General features: G+C 51.6%; 21 protein-coding genes. 7 read left to right on the top strand and 14 right to left on the bottom strand.

What is annotated here, in order from left to right:
- Window positions 1-31: 31 nt before the first annotated feature.
- Together FPZ49_RS01955 and FPZ49_RS01950 are read left to right on the top strand one after the other, a co-directional pair.
- Window positions 32-772: a 2-phosphosulfolactate phosphatase gene (locus tag FPZ49_RS01955; RefSeq protein ID WP_144842680.1), complete on the top strand. Its 741-nt coding sequence runs from the start codon at window positions 32-34 to the stop codon at window positions 770-772.
- Between the two features lie 102 nt (window positions 773-874).
- On the top strand, window positions 875-1,342 hold the full coding sequence (locus FPZ49_RS01950) for a DUF441 domain-containing protein (protein WP_144842679.1): 468 nt from the start codon (window positions 875-877) through the stop codon (window positions 1,340-1,342).
- Window positions 1,343-1,352: 10 nt separating this feature from the next.
- On the opposite strand, the gene FPZ49_RS01945 is transcribed toward FPZ49_RS01950, so the two are convergent.
- The 4 genes from FPZ49_RS01945 to FPZ49_RS01930 all read right to left on the bottom strand — a co-directional run bounded on the left by FPZ49_RS01945 (window position 1,353) and on the right by FPZ49_RS01930 (window position 4,584).
- Window positions 1,353-2,609, bottom strand: coding sequence for an aspartate kinase (locus tag FPZ49_RS01945; protein ID WP_144842678.1), 1,257 nt, complete (start codon window positions 2,607-2,609; stop codon window positions 1,353-1,355).
- An 89-nt stretch (window positions 2,610-2,698) separates the two neighbouring features.
- Window positions 2,699-3,256, bottom strand: a complete 558-nt coding sequence (locus tag FPZ49_RS01940) for a histidine phosphatase family protein (protein ID WP_144842677.1) — start codon at window positions 3,254-3,256, stop codon at window positions 2,699-2,701.
- A gap of 166 nt (window positions 3,257-3,422) precedes the next feature.
- Window positions 3,423-3,677 (bottom strand): DUF2164 domain-containing protein, encoded by a 255-nt coding sequence (locus tag FPZ49_RS01935; RefSeq protein WP_144842676.1) that lies wholly within the window; start codon window positions 3,675-3,677, stop codon window positions 3,423-3,425.
- A gap of 31 nt (window positions 3,678-3,708) precedes the next feature.
- Window positions 3,709-4,584 carry a phosphotransferase family protein gene (locus FPZ49_RS01930; protein ID WP_144842675.1) on the bottom strand — a complete coding sequence of 292 codons (876 nt, stop codon included), beginning with the start codon at window positions 4,582-4,584 and terminating at the stop codon, window positions 3,709-3,711.
- Window positions 4,585-4,692: 108 nt separating this feature from the next.
- Here FPZ49_RS01930 and FPZ49_RS01925 point away from each other — a divergent pair, with 108 nt between their 5' ends.
- Entirely contained in the window at window positions 4,693-5,088 is a 396-nt protein-coding gene (locus FPZ49_RS01925) for a MerR family transcriptional regulator (RefSeq protein ID WP_144842674.1), read from the top strand.
- Window positions 5,066-5,383: a thioredoxin gene (gene trxA, locus FPZ49_RS01920; RefSeq protein ID WP_144842673.1), complete on the top strand. Its 318-nt coding sequence runs from the start codon at window positions 5,066-5,068 to the stop codon at window positions 5,381-5,383. The genes FPZ49_RS01925 and trxA overlap by 23 nt, the downstream gene beginning before the upstream one ends.
- Here trxA and FPZ49_RS01915 read toward each other — a convergent pair.
- From FPZ49_RS01915 to FPZ49_RS01885, 7 genes are all read right to left on the bottom strand, one after another.
- The gene (locus FPZ49_RS01915; protein WP_144842672.1) at window positions 5,380-5,823 is read right to left on the bottom strand and encodes a DUF2663 family protein; all 444 of its coding nucleotides are present in this window, start codon (window positions 5,821-5,823) and stop codon (window positions 5,380-5,382) included. The genes trxA and FPZ49_RS01915 overlap by 4 nt on opposite strands.
- Window positions 5,824-5,868: 45 nt before the next feature.
- Entirely contained in the window at window positions 5,869-6,243 is a 375-nt protein-coding gene (locus tag FPZ49_RS01910; RefSeq protein WP_144842671.1) for a GNAT family N-acetyltransferase, read from the bottom strand.
- A 12-nt stretch (window positions 6,244-6,255) separates the two neighbouring features.
- Window positions 6,256-6,675, bottom strand: a complete 420-nt coding sequence (locus FPZ49_RS01905; RefSeq protein WP_144842670.1) for a DUF6157 family protein — start codon at window positions 6,673-6,675, stop codon at window positions 6,256-6,258.
- 146 nt (window positions 6,676-6,821) lie between these two features.
- Window positions 6,822-7,379 (bottom strand): elongation factor P, encoded by a 558-nt coding sequence (efp, locus tag FPZ49_RS01900; protein ID WP_144842669.1) that lies wholly within the window; start codon window positions 7,377-7,379, stop codon window positions 6,822-6,824.
- Window positions 7,380-7,436: 57 nt separating this feature from the next.
- Window positions 7,437-8,510, bottom strand: coding sequence for a M24 family metallopeptidase (locus FPZ49_RS01895; protein ID WP_144842668.1), 1,074 nt, complete (start codon window positions 8,508-8,510; stop codon window positions 7,437-7,439).
- A gap of 2 nt (window positions 8,511-8,512) precedes the next feature.
- Window positions 8,513-8,959: a type II 3-dehydroquinate dehydratase gene (aroQ, locus tag FPZ49_RS01890; protein WP_144842667.1), complete on the bottom strand. Its 447-nt coding sequence runs from the start codon at window positions 8,957-8,959 to the stop codon at window positions 8,513-8,515.
- Window positions 8,960-9,069: 110 nt separating this feature from the next.
- Window positions 9,070-9,579 (bottom strand): YqhR family membrane protein, encoded by a 510-nt coding sequence (locus tag FPZ49_RS01885; RefSeq protein WP_144842666.1) that lies wholly within the window; start codon window positions 9,577-9,579, stop codon window positions 9,070-9,072.
- A gap of 149 nt (window positions 9,580-9,728) precedes the next feature.
- On the opposite strand from FPZ49_RS01885, the gene FPZ49_RS01880 reads away from it, so the two are divergent.
- Together FPZ49_RS01880 and FPZ49_RS01875 are read left to right on the top strand one after the other, a co-directional pair.
- Window positions 9,729-10,658 (top strand): DUF1385 domain-containing protein, encoded by a 930-nt coding sequence (locus FPZ49_RS01880; protein ID WP_144842665.1) that lies wholly within the window; start codon window positions 9,729-9,731, stop codon window positions 10,656-10,658.
- Window positions 10,659-10,690: 32 nt separating this feature from the next.
- On the top strand, window positions 10,691-10,963 hold the full coding sequence (locus FPZ49_RS01875) for a hypothetical protein (protein WP_144842664.1): 273 nt from the start codon (window positions 10,691-10,693) through the stop codon (window positions 10,961-10,963).
- Between the two features lie 41 nt (window positions 10,964-11,004).
- Here FPZ49_RS01875 and FPZ49_RS01870 read toward each other — a convergent pair whose 3' ends face one another.
- Both FPZ49_RS01870 and mntR read right to left on the bottom strand, forming a co-directional pair.
- Window positions 11,005-11,997, bottom strand: a complete 993-nt coding sequence (locus FPZ49_RS01870; RefSeq protein WP_144842663.1) for a patatin-like phospholipase family protein — start codon at window positions 11,995-11,997, stop codon at window positions 11,005-11,007.
- 138 nt (window positions 11,998-12,135) lie between these two features.
- Complete coding sequence (mntR, locus tag FPZ49_RS01865; protein ID WP_144842662.1) at window positions 12,136-12,558, bottom strand: transcriptional regulator MntR; 423 nt, start codon at window positions 12,556-12,558, stop codon at window positions 12,136-12,138.
- A 160-nt stretch (window positions 12,559-12,718) separates the two neighbouring features.
- On the opposite strand from mntR, the gene splB reads away from it, so the two are divergent.
- The gene (gene splB, locus FPZ49_RS01860; protein WP_186445554.1) at window positions 12,719-13,783 is read left to right on the top strand and encodes a spore photoproduct lyase; all 1,065 of its coding nucleotides are present in this window, start codon (window positions 12,719-12,721) and stop codon (window positions 13,781-13,783) included.
- 7 nt (window positions 13,784-13,790) lie between these two features.
- On the opposite strand, the gene FPZ49_RS01855 is transcribed toward splB, so the two are convergent.
- Window positions 13,791-14,501 carry a cytochrome c biogenesis CcdA family protein gene (locus FPZ49_RS01855; RefSeq protein ID WP_144842661.1) on the bottom strand — a complete coding sequence of 237 codons (711 nt, stop codon included), beginning with the start codon at window positions 14,499-14,501 and terminating at the stop codon, window positions 13,791-13,793.
- Window positions 14,502-14,510 lie beyond the last annotated feature (9 nt).

Raw genomic sequence — 14,510 nt, 5'->3', positions numbered from 1 at the left:
GATGTGCGGACAAAGGAGGCTCGCCTGAACCATGAACGTTCAAGTTATATCCTGCGTCAACGAGGCGCGGGCGGAGGATTTGAGCCAGAAAACCGTCGTTGTGATCGATGTGCTGCGAGCCACTTCGACCATGCTGACGGCACTGGCTAACGGCTGCCATGAGGTTGTGCCGGTAGAAACCGTCCTGCAAGCGAAAAGCCTCCAAACAGAAGGCACGCTGCTCGGAGGCGAACGATTCTGCAAAAAAATTCCCGGCTTTGATCTCGGCAACTCGCCGCTCGAGTACAAGAGCTATCAGGTCGCTGGAAAAACCGTCATAATCACGACAACCAACGGTACACGGGCGATTCAAAAAGCAAGCAAGGCCAATCACATTGTCATCGGAAGCATGTTAAACGCTAAGGCCTGCGCAGAGCGGATGGCCCAGTTGGATAACGAAATCGCGATACTATGTGCGGGAACGCAAGATCTGTTCTCCTTAGAGGACGGGTTATGCGCCGGACTCATTGCCGATGAGCTGCTTCGGCACCTTCAAGCAGCTTCGGGCAGCCCTGCCCAAGTATCGTTCAACGACTTCGGCTTGGCCATGCTGAACGCTTACCGCGAGGTGCAGCACCAGCTGACGGATACTTTGCTCTCTTGCGCCAACGGCAAACGGCTAACCAAGCTCGGCTTTAAGGATGATGTGCTGTATTGTGCCCAGGTGAATACGCTTGCGATAGCTCCGCAGGTCATCGGCGGGAAGCTCGAAGCGATCCCTGCTTGCTTGTAATTCGGTTCTAAAACAAGCCCCCCTTCATACAAATAAAGAGAATTGGAAGGACATCCTGACAACTGTTTTCACCAGTTGCCGACGAAGGGGTACAGTGCGCACATGAGCGGAGACTTATTGCTAGTGGCATTAATTATTATCGGACTCATCGGCCGTTCTCATATTATTACGACCGCCGCATGCATTCTGCTTGTCGTGAAGCTGATCAGCTTAGAGCGGTTCTTGCCTACGATTGAGCGCCGGGGGCTGGAGCTGGGACTGCTGTTTCTGACGATGGGTGTCCTCGTGCCGTTCGCCAGCGAGCGTATCTCGATTAAGGACGTCACCTCAATTTTCACCACTTGGCCGGGCATCCTTGCACTAATAGGCGGAGCCATTGCTACGTACATGAACGGCAAAGGTCTCGAGCTATTAAAAATAGACCCACAAATGATTGTGGGTCTTGTTATCGGTTCGATCTTCGGTATTATTTTTCTAAAAGGGATTCCCGTCGGTCCATTAATGGCCGCTGGGATCACCGCTTTCTTGCTAAAAGTATTTACATTCCTCTTCGATAAGATCCTTCGCTAAGCGAGGGGTCTTATCTTCTTTCCGATGGACCGCCAACGAACACAGTGGAGTCGGTGTCCAAGCCGTAAGCCGTATGCAGCGCTTGAACGACTTCGTTCAAACGACCGTTCTCGATTACGCAGGAGGTCTTGATCTCGGACGTGCTGACCATCAGAATGCTGATGCCCAGATCGGAGATCGCTGCGAACATCTTCGCTGCCACGCCCGGCGTACTAACCATGCCTGCACCAACGATGGAGACCTTCACCAGGTTCGTCTCGGAAGTGACTTCGCGGAAGCCTACGGTAGCACGAAGGCCTTCGATCGTCGTCAGCGCCTTATCCAAATCGTTCAGCGAGATCGTAAAGGAGAAGTCTGCACGGCCTCCAGCGACACCGCTTTGCACGATAATATCCACGTCGATTTGCTCGCTAGCAAGCGCCCCGAACACCTTCGCCAGCTGCCCCGGCTTCTCTTCTACACCCAGAATACTGATTCTCGCTACATTCTTATCGTAAGCAATGCCTCGTACTACGATGCCTTGTTCCATTGCTGCTTCCTCCTTCACATGCGTTCCTTCGTTATGATTGAAGCTGGATCTGACGACCAGCGACACGTTATAATTTTTGGCGTATTCCACGGCTCTTGGATGCAGCACCGCCGCTCCCAGGTTAGCAAGCTCCAGCATCTCATCGTACGTGATCTCGTTCAGCTTGCGGGCGCACTTGACGATCCGCGGATCTGTCGAGTAGACGCCGTCTACATCGGTGAAAATCTCGCACACGTCCGCGCCAATGCCTGCAGCCAGTGCGACCGCAGTCGTATCGGAGCCGCCGCGGCCCAGCGTCGTAATCTCGCCTTCCTCGGTCATCCCTTGGAATCCGGCAACAATCACAATCTTGTCATCTGCCAGCGCCTTCTTAACACGGTCCGGCTTCATATCGGTAATCCGCGCTTTCCCATGAACGGCTTCGGTGTACATCCCGGCTTGCCATCCTGTGAACGATACTGCGGAGCAGCCTAAGCTATGTATGGCCATGGACAAGAGGGCTACGGAAACCTGCTCGCCTGTCGACAAAAGCATATCCATCTCACGTGCCGTTGGCGGTACGGTACAAATCTGTTTCGTCAAATCGATCAAATCGTCCGTTGTATCGCCCATAGCGGAAACGACGACGACACATTGATGGCCTTCGCGCTTTCTCTCCACGATGCGGTTTGCTACGCGTTTCATTCGCTCCGCGTCACCTACGGAGCTTCCGCCGAATTTCATAACTATAAGAGACAAAGCTGTTCACTCCCAACCGTTACTTTTGCATACAAGTACCAATTATATCATATACACCTTTCCACATGAAATAGAAAAATGTCGAAAATTCAGACTGACTGAGGAAATCGATACAGATTACCCTCCAGGGTATGCTGCAAATGCTCGCGGTAAGCTTTCAGTGTACCTTCCCCCGTCACTATGAACACCCGATTCTTCTCTAAGCTGCGGCACCACAGCAAAAACCGTTCAACCAGCTGGCTGAACAGCATCCCCGGCAGCGTATCAATGCCCTGCAGCCACAAATGCTCTGGCAGTCCGCCCGCCAGCAGCAGTTCTGGGAAATTTGCCATGATGCGCTCCGGTTCCATCGGCATGTCGCAAGGCGGCGTCTGAAAATCATAGCGGAACGGGAATTGCCTCGGACCGGCCAACGGATGAACAAATCGGGCGCAGTCGGTTCCTTGGGACCAGATTTGAGCGGTTTGCAGCATGAAATTCGTTGGCCCGGTTATGAGTGCATCGCTTTCGGTCAATGGTTCGCTCTTTCTTAGCATAGCAGCCGCACGCCGGCCCCGCTCGGTTAAAGACGGATCCCGCAGCTCCTGGCCTGACGGTGTCCCCAGCCGATGCTTCGCCTCTACATGCAGCACAAAGATGATCTCCATTGTCCCTCACCTCGGCACGTGATGTCTTACCAATGTATGCGCTGCTGGCTCATCCTACGTCTTTTTTCGTCAGCATTTTTTGCAAAAAGTGCACAAGAATCGTGCTTGGTCCGCCACGAAAAAAGGCACCGGCAACCTTTTCAGGTATGCAGTGCCTTCTCAAGCCCTATCGACCGCGGGTCATCGGTTTTTCGAGTGAATAGAGCTCGTCCTCCATCACGGCCCATTTCTCGCCTACCAGCTTGCGGGCGTCGGCGATAGCATGGTTGTACATCACCGGCCCAAGCGCAGAGATCATGAAGTCAACGATCTGCTCCGCTGCTAAATTGCCGATGGACTCTGACCGTTCCTCTTCGAAATAGCTCTGGACCTGCTCGATAATCCGTTCTTTTTGTTCCTTGGGGAGTTTGAATGGAATCACGGATGCGTCGAATCTCCTTTAGTTGTCGTCGTTATGGATTCATAGTAGCATACCTGCGCCGCAGGCGATACCACGCCTCGGCATAAGCCTCAAAATCATGTGGGTGATGCACAAGACAGGTACCCATTCGTAAATATAAACCAATCAACGCCTCTTCATAAAGCTGCTTTTCCGAAAAGAAAGGCTGCGGCTGCAATAGGCGAGCTAAAGCGATGAAGCTCTCTTCCTCCAACTCTTCCGGAGAGGAGTAAAAAGCATAGCTTAGATCATACAGCGGCGGTCCGATGACCGGGGTAGGATCAATGACACCTTGCAGCCGCCCCTCGTGGAAAATAAAATTGTGTACCCCGCAATCCCCGTGCAGCAAATAAGCTCCTTCAGGGTCCACGCAAATGCATGTTTGCTTGACACACTCCTGAACAACTTCAGCAGACTCGGGCTCCAATCGGCTGCCGATGATTTCGATTGCTGACGCGACTCTATCCTCGAGAAATGCCCGCCATGTGGGAGCTAGCGCATCAATCCATCCCCAGCCATGCATATCCGGACGGTGCTCATATCGATTAATAAGCCGATCAATGAGCGTCACCAGCAGCTCCCGCTTCGTTATCGTGATCTTCGAGGTATCCACGTTGCCCGGAATAAACTCGTAGACGATAAATCGGTACGCAGGATCCGTGTACCTGAGCTGGGGCAAGAGGGACAAATGCGCATACGCCGCGAGAAAATCGGCCTCAGATCGAAGCACCTCCGCTTGATTTTGCTTAATGACTACCTTACTCACTCCACCGTCGTTCAGCACACCGACCTGACTGTTCGTCCCCCCGCTGAAAGCCGTATATTGGTTGAACCCTGCCGGAACAATCCGCTCACGCTGCAGCTCCTCTATGATCTCGTGAATATCCACCGCCGTGAACCTCTCCTAGCAAAATATTTTTTCAGGATCCCTTGACCCTGACATTAATGTCATCGTTTATACTTAAGCTACATCCTCAAGAAAGGAGCGAATCCGGCTTTGAAAATCGGTCAACTATCGAAGCTCACCGGTGCCAGCATCCGTTCCATCCGGTACTACGAAGCTCAAGGGCTCATCACGCCGAAGCGGTCGGACAACGGCTACCGTGAATACCATAACTTAGCGGTCGAGCAAATCCGTACGATCCAGTTTTATTTAAGCCTCGGCCTGTCGACGGAACAAATCGCTTCCTTTTTGCATTGTGTATTGAAGAATAAAGAAGCGTTCTGCCGCGATGTGCTGCCTGTCTATACGAGCAAGCTGGCTGAAATCGAGCAGCAGATCCAAACGCTGACCCAAATGAAATCCAATCTGGAAGAACGAATTCGCTCCATCCGTTCGGAGGAGTCCATCTATAAGGAGGCAACCTATCATGTCGATAAGACAAGTCAGTGAAACCGATTTCAGCTCAGCAATCCATGCCAAAAAGCTGGTACTGGTCGAATTCGGAGCACCTTGGTGCCCGCCATGCAACACGCTGCTCCCTATCTTGGAGAAGTTAGAGCCTGAGCTGAAAGGAGCCGTGTCCATTGTAAAAGTGAACGCGGATGACTGTCCGGATATTGCCGCACAATACGGGATCCTATCGATGCCCACAGTCATTTTGTTCAAATCGGGCCAGCCGGTCGACAAGCTCGTTGGTCTAAGACCCAAAGACGTTTATAAAAATTTGGTCGCCAAGCACCTTTAGCTTTTATAGGTCAGGTTGATATCGAACAGCTCCTTCAGCTCTCTGGAGATCAGGTCGTGGATCGCGGTGCCTTTCGTTTTGCTCCATGGGCCATATTGAAAAAACACAATAATTTCCGCCCTCAGCGCGTCGTATTTGCCTTTTTGCTCGAGATATTTTTTGGCAAAAAAGCTCATTAGGCAGTATACAGTGACCAGCAGCACAAAGGCACTTACCACGAGCCGGTTGGCAGCGAACGTGTCGATGATATCCCACACACTACGGGAAGGCATCAATACGCGGTTGTAAAAATAATACGAGCAAACAAGCAGCAAAGACAGCATGCCCATGGTGCAAATGAACTGCCATCGCTTGTATCCGTCCATTTTTTTCTTGCGGTCGATTAATTCATTAATCATCGTGCTGGCGTCTGCCGACACCTCCGGATTGTCCCATGCCATCGCCTATCCCCTCCCTACAAGGAGTGTATGCGCCTGTCCTGCCGCTCATGGCATGGGATTGCAATTATTTTGCCGCGACTCGAATTCCTCCTTGGTCAAGCCTTGTCTCCAATGCTCCCTGAAAATCGCCACCCCATATTGAAACGTCCCGTTACGCGGATGACAGGTATGCGATTTGATGCTCCCTACCAGCTCGCCCTCCAACGTTTCTATGGCCAGCCGATACTGATCTCGCTCAGGCCGCAGCTGCGACTCCATCTCAGCCCATTGCATCGATCCTTCCAAGGATCTTGGCCAGTACACCTGGTCGCTCAATCTAGCCGCCTGCGTGTCCAGATCGTTGCGATGAAACCTCTCCCCGTCTGACGGCCGAACCGGCCTAAGCCTCACTTTCGTTCCTTCCCAAATATAATGGCTCATGAAAACCGCTCCTTAAGCCCGACTGCTGCGCATGCCTGCGACCAAATTTTTGGTTCCCTTGTATTGCTCAATCAACTGTTCATATTCCGGGGACTCCATACCATAGATCGCAATCCTTCCCTCGGTGTCATAGTGGACGCCCCAGCCGTATTTTTTGGGCAGCATCGAGGCCCGCATGCAGGGATGATTTTTTTGAAACAGCTCGGCCCGAATTTCATCAGCGCGACCCTTCACCATCTCATCGGGTATTTCTTTATGCCGAATATGCACTTCATACACGAGGTCGTCCAGTGTAAATTGATAAGGATGCCGTGAAAGCAGCTCGTATTGGATGACGTGTGCCGGTTTTTTCGCTGTTCTGGACACAGGCACTACGCTGCTCTGAACCGGACAATCCGGTGAAACTTGAACGAAGGTGTCCGCTACTTTCATAAGAAGTAAGTCGCCTCCTGCGGTTTGGTATTCCGTATATTTTACCACATTTTACAATTTTTCCGCACATCAAAAAAAGGACAACCCCCAAGATCCTATTGGATCCCAGAGGCTGCCCCTGCGTGTATGATGCTCGCCGCAACAGCTTATGCGCGGGAGATGTATTTGCCTTCACGTGTGTCGATCGACAGTACGTCGCCTTCGTTAATGAACAAAGGAACTTGGACGTTCAGGCCGGTTTCAACCTTCGCGTTCTTCGTTGCGCCTGTAGCTGTGTTACCCTTGATGCCCGGCTCGGTTTCTACAACCTTCAGATCTACGCTGTTTGGCAGGTTGATCCCGAGGATTTCGCCTTGGTAGCTCATGATGTTGATCATCATGTTGTCCTTCAGGAAGTTCAGCTCCCACTCGATTTGATTCTCGTCCAAGTTGAACTGGTCGAAAGTTTCGGTATCCATGAACACATGCTCTTGACCGCTAGCATACAGATATTGTACGGAACGGTTCTCAATGTGCGCGCGGCTTACGTTCTCGCCTGCACGGAATGTACGTTCAACGGTGTTGCCGTTGCGCAGGTTCTTCAGCTTGGAGCGAACGAATGCCGCGCCTTTACCTGGTTTCACGTGTTGGAAATCGATAACGGTGAACAAATCGGTATCTACTTGGATGGTCAAGCCTGTTTTAAAATCGTTTACTGAAATCACTACAAAAACCTCCCTGAAAATGTAAGCAGACGGCGTATGCCACTACTAAGCTGTAAATTATGATAGCACAATCAAGTCTTTGCTCGACTGTGTTAATCTGCGATTGCCGGAATCCGTGATGACGATGTCATCTTCAATGCGAACGCCGCCAAAGCCTGGCAAATAAATTCCGGGTTCCACTGTGACGACCATGCCTGGAGCCAAAACCGTATCGCCCATCTTGGATAGCCGCGGCGCTTCATGGATTTCCATTCCTACCCCGTGACCCAATCCATGCCCGAAGAAATCGCCATAGCCGTACTTGGTGATGATATCTCTGGCAACAGCATCCGCTTCGCGCCCGGTCATGCCCGGACGAATCTGATCCAGTGCGGCCAGCTGCGCCTCAAGCACGATATTGTAAATTTCCCGATGCTTATCCGTCGGCGTACCGAGCACAACCGTCCGCGTGATGTCGGAGCAGTACCCTTTGTAGTATGCGCCGTAATCGAGCTTTACAAATTCGTTCGTTCCTAGAATGCGTTCGCTTGCTTTACCATGCGGCAGAGCTGAGCGTTCACCGGAAGCGACGATCGTCTCGAACGAAGTCGATGCGGCCCCATGACTGCGAACAAACACTTCGATCTCCAGCGCGATTTCCTTCTCGCTCATTCCTGGCTTCAGCAGCCCGAGAATGTACGTGAACGTTTGATCGGCGAGGTCGGCCGCTTCCTGCAAAATCGCGATTTCGCCAGCATCCTTAATCATGCGCAGCGTTTCAACGAGTTTGTCCGTCGGTACGAGCTCGATCCCCGATAGCGTCTGTACATAGGATCGGTAGGCACCATAAGTAAGGTCGTCCTGCTCGAAGCCGAGCTTGGCGATCCCTTGCTTGGTAAGCAGGTCTTTAACGGTCTCCATCGCGTTAGGCGCATGCTCGATGACTTCGAACCCTGCAGCCTGCTGAGGCGCTTGCGTCATGTAGCGGAAATCGGTGAGCAGAATCGCCCGTGATTCCGTAATTAACACATACCCTGCAGAGCCTGTGAAGCCGGTCATGTACATGCGATTCGTGCTATTCGTGATCAATACGGCTGTGAGGCCCTTATCCTGCATAAGGCCGCGCAAGCGGCTAATCCGCTGCTGCTGCATCGTTATCCCTCCGACCGTTCAAGATGTTGTACCAGCGCTCGCAAGCCCAGCTCATAGCTGTCCACACCAAAACCGGCGATCTGGCCGACAGCGACCGGAGCGATCACCGAGGTATGGCGAAACGTTTCCCGTTTATGAATGTTGGAGATATGTACTTCGACCGTTGGTATTCCCACCGTGCTGACAGCATCTCGCAGCGCGTAGCTGTAATGGGTGAAAGCCCCGGGGTTGATTAAAATCCCATCCTTCGTGCCAAAAGCCGCATGGATCTTGTCGATCAAATCGCCCTCGTGATTGGATTGATAGCACTCCAGTCCAACCTCCAGCTCCCCTGCGAGACGGTTCAGCCTCTCGATGATCGCTTGGAGCGTCAATGACCCGTAAATACCTGGCTCCCGAACACCGAGCATGTTCAGGTTCGGTCCATTCAATAGTAAGATTTGCTTCACACGCGGAACCTCCCACCTGCTTGAAAAACCGCACATACCAAACTATCTTACCATAAGTTTCCCGGGTTTGAGAAGTCCTTTGCGATTTGCAGCCGATAACACGAATATTTCTAGGCCCTTTCCGGTTCGGATGAGGCATTTTTCAAGGGCTCACTCACGCGATGATCCGTAAATTCAAAGCTGATCGAATAGCCGATGAATAGTCCCCACAGGACGAAAAGACAAAAATCCGACAGAATCGTATTCAAATCAATGAATGCGATCCAATTCATCATTCCCGTTACCGGTCCAATCAAGAGGAAAATAATTCCCCACCAGACAGCACCGTATCCGATCCCGATCCAGGCGCTTTTGGCCTGAGAGAGCATGACGGAATATAACAAAGAAGCGACGACAGAAAATAGAATAAACGCCAGCCAGCCCGTCACCATGCCCTGCCAAGTGTTCACATACGAATGCAAAAAGAACGGTTCAATCAAAAAGCCGATCGGCAGTGTGGTGAAATGAAAATAATACTCGATGATCTTCAGTCCACCCCAGATTAAGCCGGCAAAAACGCCTATGTATAATGCGAAATTCCAGCGATTGGTTCGTTGACGCTCCATTGGATGCCGATTCATCGCAAAGCCTCCTTTATAGACTAATACACATGTAGTATACGCAAAACTTTGTTCTATAAACGGTAGCAATATGCATTCGGATTCGTTACAATAAGAGCACGCCCCATTCCATCCACTCCTATTTATAATCAGAAGAAGGTGCTATCAAATTGTCCGATAATCAACCGAATGCAATTTACGGCGGTCAGGCCGTCATCGAAGGCGTGATGTTTGCCGGTCAGAAGGTTCACGTAACGGCGGTTCGCCGAAAAGATAATTCCATCCATTATCTAGAGGTTCCGAAGAAAGAAATCGGCTGGGTGCAGACCCTCAAGCGCATTCCTCTCATTCGAGGCATCGTCGGCATTGTCGAAGCGAGCGCGAAGGGCGCACAGCACTTGAATTTCTCGGCTGAAGTGTTCGCAGAAGAGGAAGGCGTCGTGACCAAGGAAGAGGAGAAGCAGACACTCACCGGCCGGCTGACCATGATTCTGGGCGTAGCGTTTGTCGGAATCTTGTCCTTTATCTTTGGTAAGTTTATTTTCACGCTGGTCCCGCCAACAATCGAGCAGTTGTTGTTCGGCGGCTTGTTCAAGAACCAGATCGGCCATAACCTGCTGGAGGGCTTGATCAAAATTATTTTGCTCGTAGCTTATATTTATGGGATTTCGCTCACGCCAATGATCAAGCGGCTGTTTCAATACCACGGCGCTGAACACAAGGTCATCAGTGCCTACGAGGCGGGCCTGGAGCTCACCGTACAGAATGTGCAAAAGTTCAATACCCTGCATTACCGCTGCGGCAGCAGCTTTATCGTGTTTACCGTGCTGGTAGGCGTCGTGATCTATTCTTTCTTTCAATACGATTCGTTTGTGGAGCGTATTGTTCAGCGCATTATTTTGCTGCCGCTAGTCATTGGCGTGTCGTATGAAGTGCTGCGGTTTACCAACAGCCTGCGTGAAGTACCGGTGCTGCGTTTTCTCGGTTACCCGGGGCTGTGGCTTCAGCTGCTGACGACGAAGGAACCGACGGATGATCAAGTGGAAGTGTCGATTGCTTCATTCAACCGGATGCGTGAGCTGGATCGCCAGCACTTATAGAACTTGAACGTTTCTTAAGGGGAGTCGATGAGATGAGAAATCGTCAGAGCACACTCGCTTACATTATTTTCGGGCTGATCGCGATTGGGATTTTAGCGAACATCTTCGCCAACCCCGGCGCCTTCATCATCCCAGTGCTGGTATTCGGAGTCATCTTCTGGCTCTACAAATTCCCGCCAAATCGCTGGCGGAATGGAAGCGGGCGGACTCAGGCCCGTTATTCCAAGGGCAAACGAAGAAATGCCACCTTTCGTGTGATCAATGGCAATAAAGACGGCTCCGATGAGCCGCCTAAATATCATTAAGGCTGAAGCAGCAGGGTGCGCTCCCTGTTGCTTTTTTATTTTTACTGATGCAGCTCTTGCGATGTTCGGGTTTTGCGGTTCACGTGTGTCATGTATTTCTGCTTGTAATCGGTCAGCTTCCATTTCGCGAAAAAGGCCTGCGTCGCCTTCTGCCCCGACTCGAAGAGCTGCAGACTGTGCTCCTCTGTAATGTTAAACTCGGTCACGCTGATGCCCATTGTCGGGATTTTGATCGTACGGAATCGGTTCACCTCTTGAATATACCGCTCGTCATGCGCATCGAGCATCGTAGAGAACAACGCCTTCATCATGGTAAGCGGTCCGTAAATGACGTTCGGCTTCCCTTCTCCGCGGCCAACGAGCTGGAAGCCGATTGTAGGGATCATTTTATCGAGCGCCGGTGTCTCGGGAGTGTCGAACAGCCACAGAGGAAAATTGCTGAGCAGTGCGCCGTCCACGATGTAGACGAACTGTTGAGGGAACGACTCGCCCGGCAGACGCTTATCCGGCGCTTTCCGAATCACTACCGGGTCAAAGAAATACGGGATGGATGTGCTCATGCGAACCGCCTTGGCGATTAAAAAGCGATGCGGATCGACGCCGTATTGCGCAATATCGTCCGGGAGCACAAGCAGCTTTCGGCCTGAAATGTCCGAGGCGATGATACGAAGCTGGTTATGCTTCAGATCCCCGAACGTCCGGATGCCTTTGGCCAGCAGCAGATTATAGATCCAATGCTCCAAGGCTTCACCGGAATATAATCCTTTCTTAATAAAGAGCCGAGCTAGTGGACCGATCAGCTTCGTATCAAAGATCCGTGAGCGCTGCAAAAAGGTGCTGAAGGGCGTCGCCTCAATGATTTGCTTGAGCTCCTCCGACTTATAGCCCGCCGCGACCAGACTTGCAATGATGGCTCCCGATGACGTACCCGCCACTTGATGAAACCCGATCCCCAGCTGCTCCACCGCCGAAACGGCGCCAGCGAGCGCAATGCCTTTCACCCCGCCGCCCTCGAAAACCGCATTGATTTTCACATCATTTTCCCCGCTCTCCCCCATGATCTCCTTGCTCAGGTATATGTGAAGACGGATTGTACCTATGTCACAGTCGACCTAAAAAACAAAAACACCGGCAAGCTGGCTCGCCGATGTGTGTAATGAACATGTATAATATTAGGACTCTTCCAGCTCTTTCTTCAGCTGCTGCAGCTCTTCCATTCGTTTCGGATCACGCTTGAAAAACTCCACCAGCGACTCGATGCAGGTGATGGAGTCTGAACTCAGATGGTGCTCGATGCCTTCTACATCCTTATATATGTTTTCCTCGGACACGCCGATAATCGTCAAAAAGTCCTCCAGCAGCTGGTGCCTTACTACCAGTCGCTTGCCTACCCGCTGCCCTTTGGTCGTTAGCATCAAGCCGCGGTATTTTTCATAAATGAGGTAGTTGTCTTTATCCAGCTTCTGTATCATCTTCGTTACGGATGAAGGATGAACCTCCAGCCCTTCAGCAATATCGGAAACGCGCGCATAGCCCTTTTCATCGATCAGCTTATAAATTTTCTCCAGATAATCTTCCATGCTAGGCGTTGCCATTGGCGTTCCTCCTGTGCTTCACTTGGATTTCCATGACTGACCGCCTCTATAGAGATGCAAACTAAGTCACGATAAGCGCTATTTACTATATCACAGCCAGAACCTTCGAAGCAAGTCCAGCAACTTGCAAGCAAATCCGCATGTAACGGGAGGTACACCATTGTCTACAGCGGGAATTTTATCGCCTCCGGTCCGTGATACGCAGGTATTCGTGCCGGAGCTCGTCTATTTTGAACCGGATGCTTTGAACTACCCCAAGGGGCAAAAAATCCATGCCTGGGCAACGCAGCAAGGTCTCCCGATACGGATGACCACCTCGCATAACCGGATCACAAACTTGCCTGGTGACAGCGACCTGGAGAAATACCGGATCGCCAAGCGCACCCTTGTAGTGGGGATTCGGAAGACGCTGAAGTTCGACCAGTCCAAGCCCTCTGCGGAGTATGCCATCCCAGTCGCGACCGGATGCATGGCACACTGCCATTACTGCTACCTCCAGACCACGTTGGGAGCAAAGCCGTATATTCGAGTATATGTGAACACCGATGATATTTTGCAGCAGGCGAAGCAGTATATCGACGAACGAGCGCCTGAAATTACCCGGTTCGAAGCAGCGTGCACCTCCGATCCCGTTGGACTCGAGCATATCAGCGGTTCGCTCAAGGAATACATCGAATTTATGGGCAGAGAGCCGCTCGGACGACTGCGGTTTGTAACCAAGTTTCATCATGTGGAGCCGCTGCTCGACGCCAAGCATAACAAGCATACGCGGTTTCGGTTTAGCATTAACGCCGATTATGTAATCAAAAACTTTGAACCCGCCACCTCCAGCTTTTCCGAACGGATTACTGCAGCAGGCAAAGTGGCCAGAGCCGGCTATCCGCTGGGCTTTATCATTGCGCCAATCATTTGGCACGAGGGCTGGGAGAACGGCTACGCGGAGCTGCTGGCCCAATTAAAAGAGGCCCTTCCGCAGGAAGCGACCTCTGATTTGACGTTCGAGCTGATCCAGCATCGCTTCACCAAAACGGCGAAAACGATCATTCAGCAGCGGTATCCGAAAACCAAGCTGGAGATGGACGAAGCGAAGCGGAAGTACAAATGGGGCCGCTGGGGTCAAGGCAAATACGTGTACCCGGACGAACAGGCGAACACGCTCCGGGAGTTTATCACCGAGCACATCTTCACCCATTTTCCGCAAGCGAATATCGATTACTTCACTTAAGCTCTGGTTATACGAGCATCCAGGCGGGGGTAATGTTCTGAAGCCAGATCGTAATGCGCGTCATCTGATCCGTGTACAGCAAAATGGCGATAATCACCATCAAGCCCCCGCCTACCTTCATCATCAGGGACGAATAGCGCAATATCCATTTGGTCGACCCGATAAAAAAGGCGAGCACAAAGAACGGTACGGCAAAGCCAAGCGAATACGCCGAAATGAGCGGCAGCCAAGAGCCCGGATCCGTAGCCGCTAGCATGAGCATAGCCGACAAAATCGGCCCGATACAGGGCGACCAGCCTGCCGCGAAGCCGATCCCGATTAAGACGGAGCCGAGATAGCCTACCGGCTTGTACTTGAACTGCAGCTTGCGCTCTCGGAGCAGCCACTGCGGTTGAAAGACACCGAGCAAAAACAAGCCCATCGCAAAAATGAGAATCGCGGAAATTTGCCGTAACAAATCGCGATAATCCATAAAGGCATTGGCAATGACACTTGCACCTAATCCCAAGCTGTAAAAAATAATCGAAAAACCGAAGATGAAGGCCAGTGTATGCGTAACGAGTTTAAAGCGCACCTCTTTGCTCGATTGCTCGCTTTTCAGCTGATTGACGGAAATTCCCGTTATGTAGGATAAAAAGGACGGGTAAAGCGGCAGACAGCAAGGCGAGATGAAGGATGCAAACCCGGCCCACAGGGCGATCCACACGTTTAATTCCATGATGTTCGT

Origin of the sequence: Paenibacillus cremeus, assembly GCF_007786445.1 — a bacterium.
Classification (GTDB): domain Bacteria; phylum Bacillota; class Bacilli; order Paenibacillales; family NBRC-103111; genus Paenibacillus_G; species Paenibacillus_G cremeus.
This window is presented reverse-complemented; position numbering and strand designations above follow the sequence as displayed.

Bases quoted from the DNA above. Each gene is read 5' to 3' on its own strand.
- FPZ49_RS01955 (WP_144842680.1), top strand. From the start codon at position 32: ATGAACGTTCAAGTTATATCCTGCGTCAACGAGGCGCGGGCGGAGGAT.
- FPZ49_RS01950 (WP_144842679.1), top strand. From the start codon at position 875: ATGAGCGGAGACTTATTGCTAGTGGCATTAATTATTATCGGACTCATC.
- FPZ49_RS01940 (WP_144842677.1), bottom strand. From the start codon at position 3,256: ATGGAGATCATCTTTGTGCTGCATGTAGAGGCGAAGCATCGGCTGGGG.
- trxA (WP_144842673.1), top strand. From the start codon at position 5,066: ATGTCGATAAGACAAGTCAGTGAAACCGATTTCAGCTCAGCAATCCAT.
- FPZ49_RS01915 (WP_144842672.1), bottom strand. From the start codon at position 5,823: ATGGCATGGGACAATCCGGAGGTGTCGGCAGACGCCAGCACGATGATT.
- FPZ49_RS01910 (WP_144842671.1), bottom strand. From the start codon at position 6,243: ATGAGCCATTATATTTGGGAAGGAACGAAAGTGAGGCTTAGGCCGGTT.
- FPZ49_RS01905 (WP_144842670.1), bottom strand. From the start codon at position 6,675: ATGAAAGTAGCGGACACCTTCGTTCAAGTTTCACCGGATTGTCCGGTT.
- FPZ49_RS01895 (WP_144842668.1), bottom strand. From the start codon at position 8,510: ATGCAGCAGCAGCGGATTAGCCGCTTGCGCGGCCTTATGCAGGATAAG.
- FPZ49_RS01885 (WP_144842666.1), bottom strand. From the start codon at position 9,579: ATGAATCGGCATCCAATGGAGCGTCAACGAACCAATCGCTGGAATTTC.
- FPZ49_RS01875 (WP_144842664.1), top strand. From the start codon at position 10,691: ATGAGAAATCGTCAGAGCACACTCGCTTACATTATTTTCGGGCTGATC.
- mntR (WP_144842662.1), bottom strand. From the start codon at position 12,558: ATGGCAACGCCTAGCATGGAAGATTATCTGGAGAAAATTTATAAGCTG.
- FPZ49_RS01855 (WP_144842661.1), bottom strand. From the start codon at position 14,501: ATGGAATTAAACGTGTGGATCGCCCTGTGGGCCGGGTTTGCATCCTTC.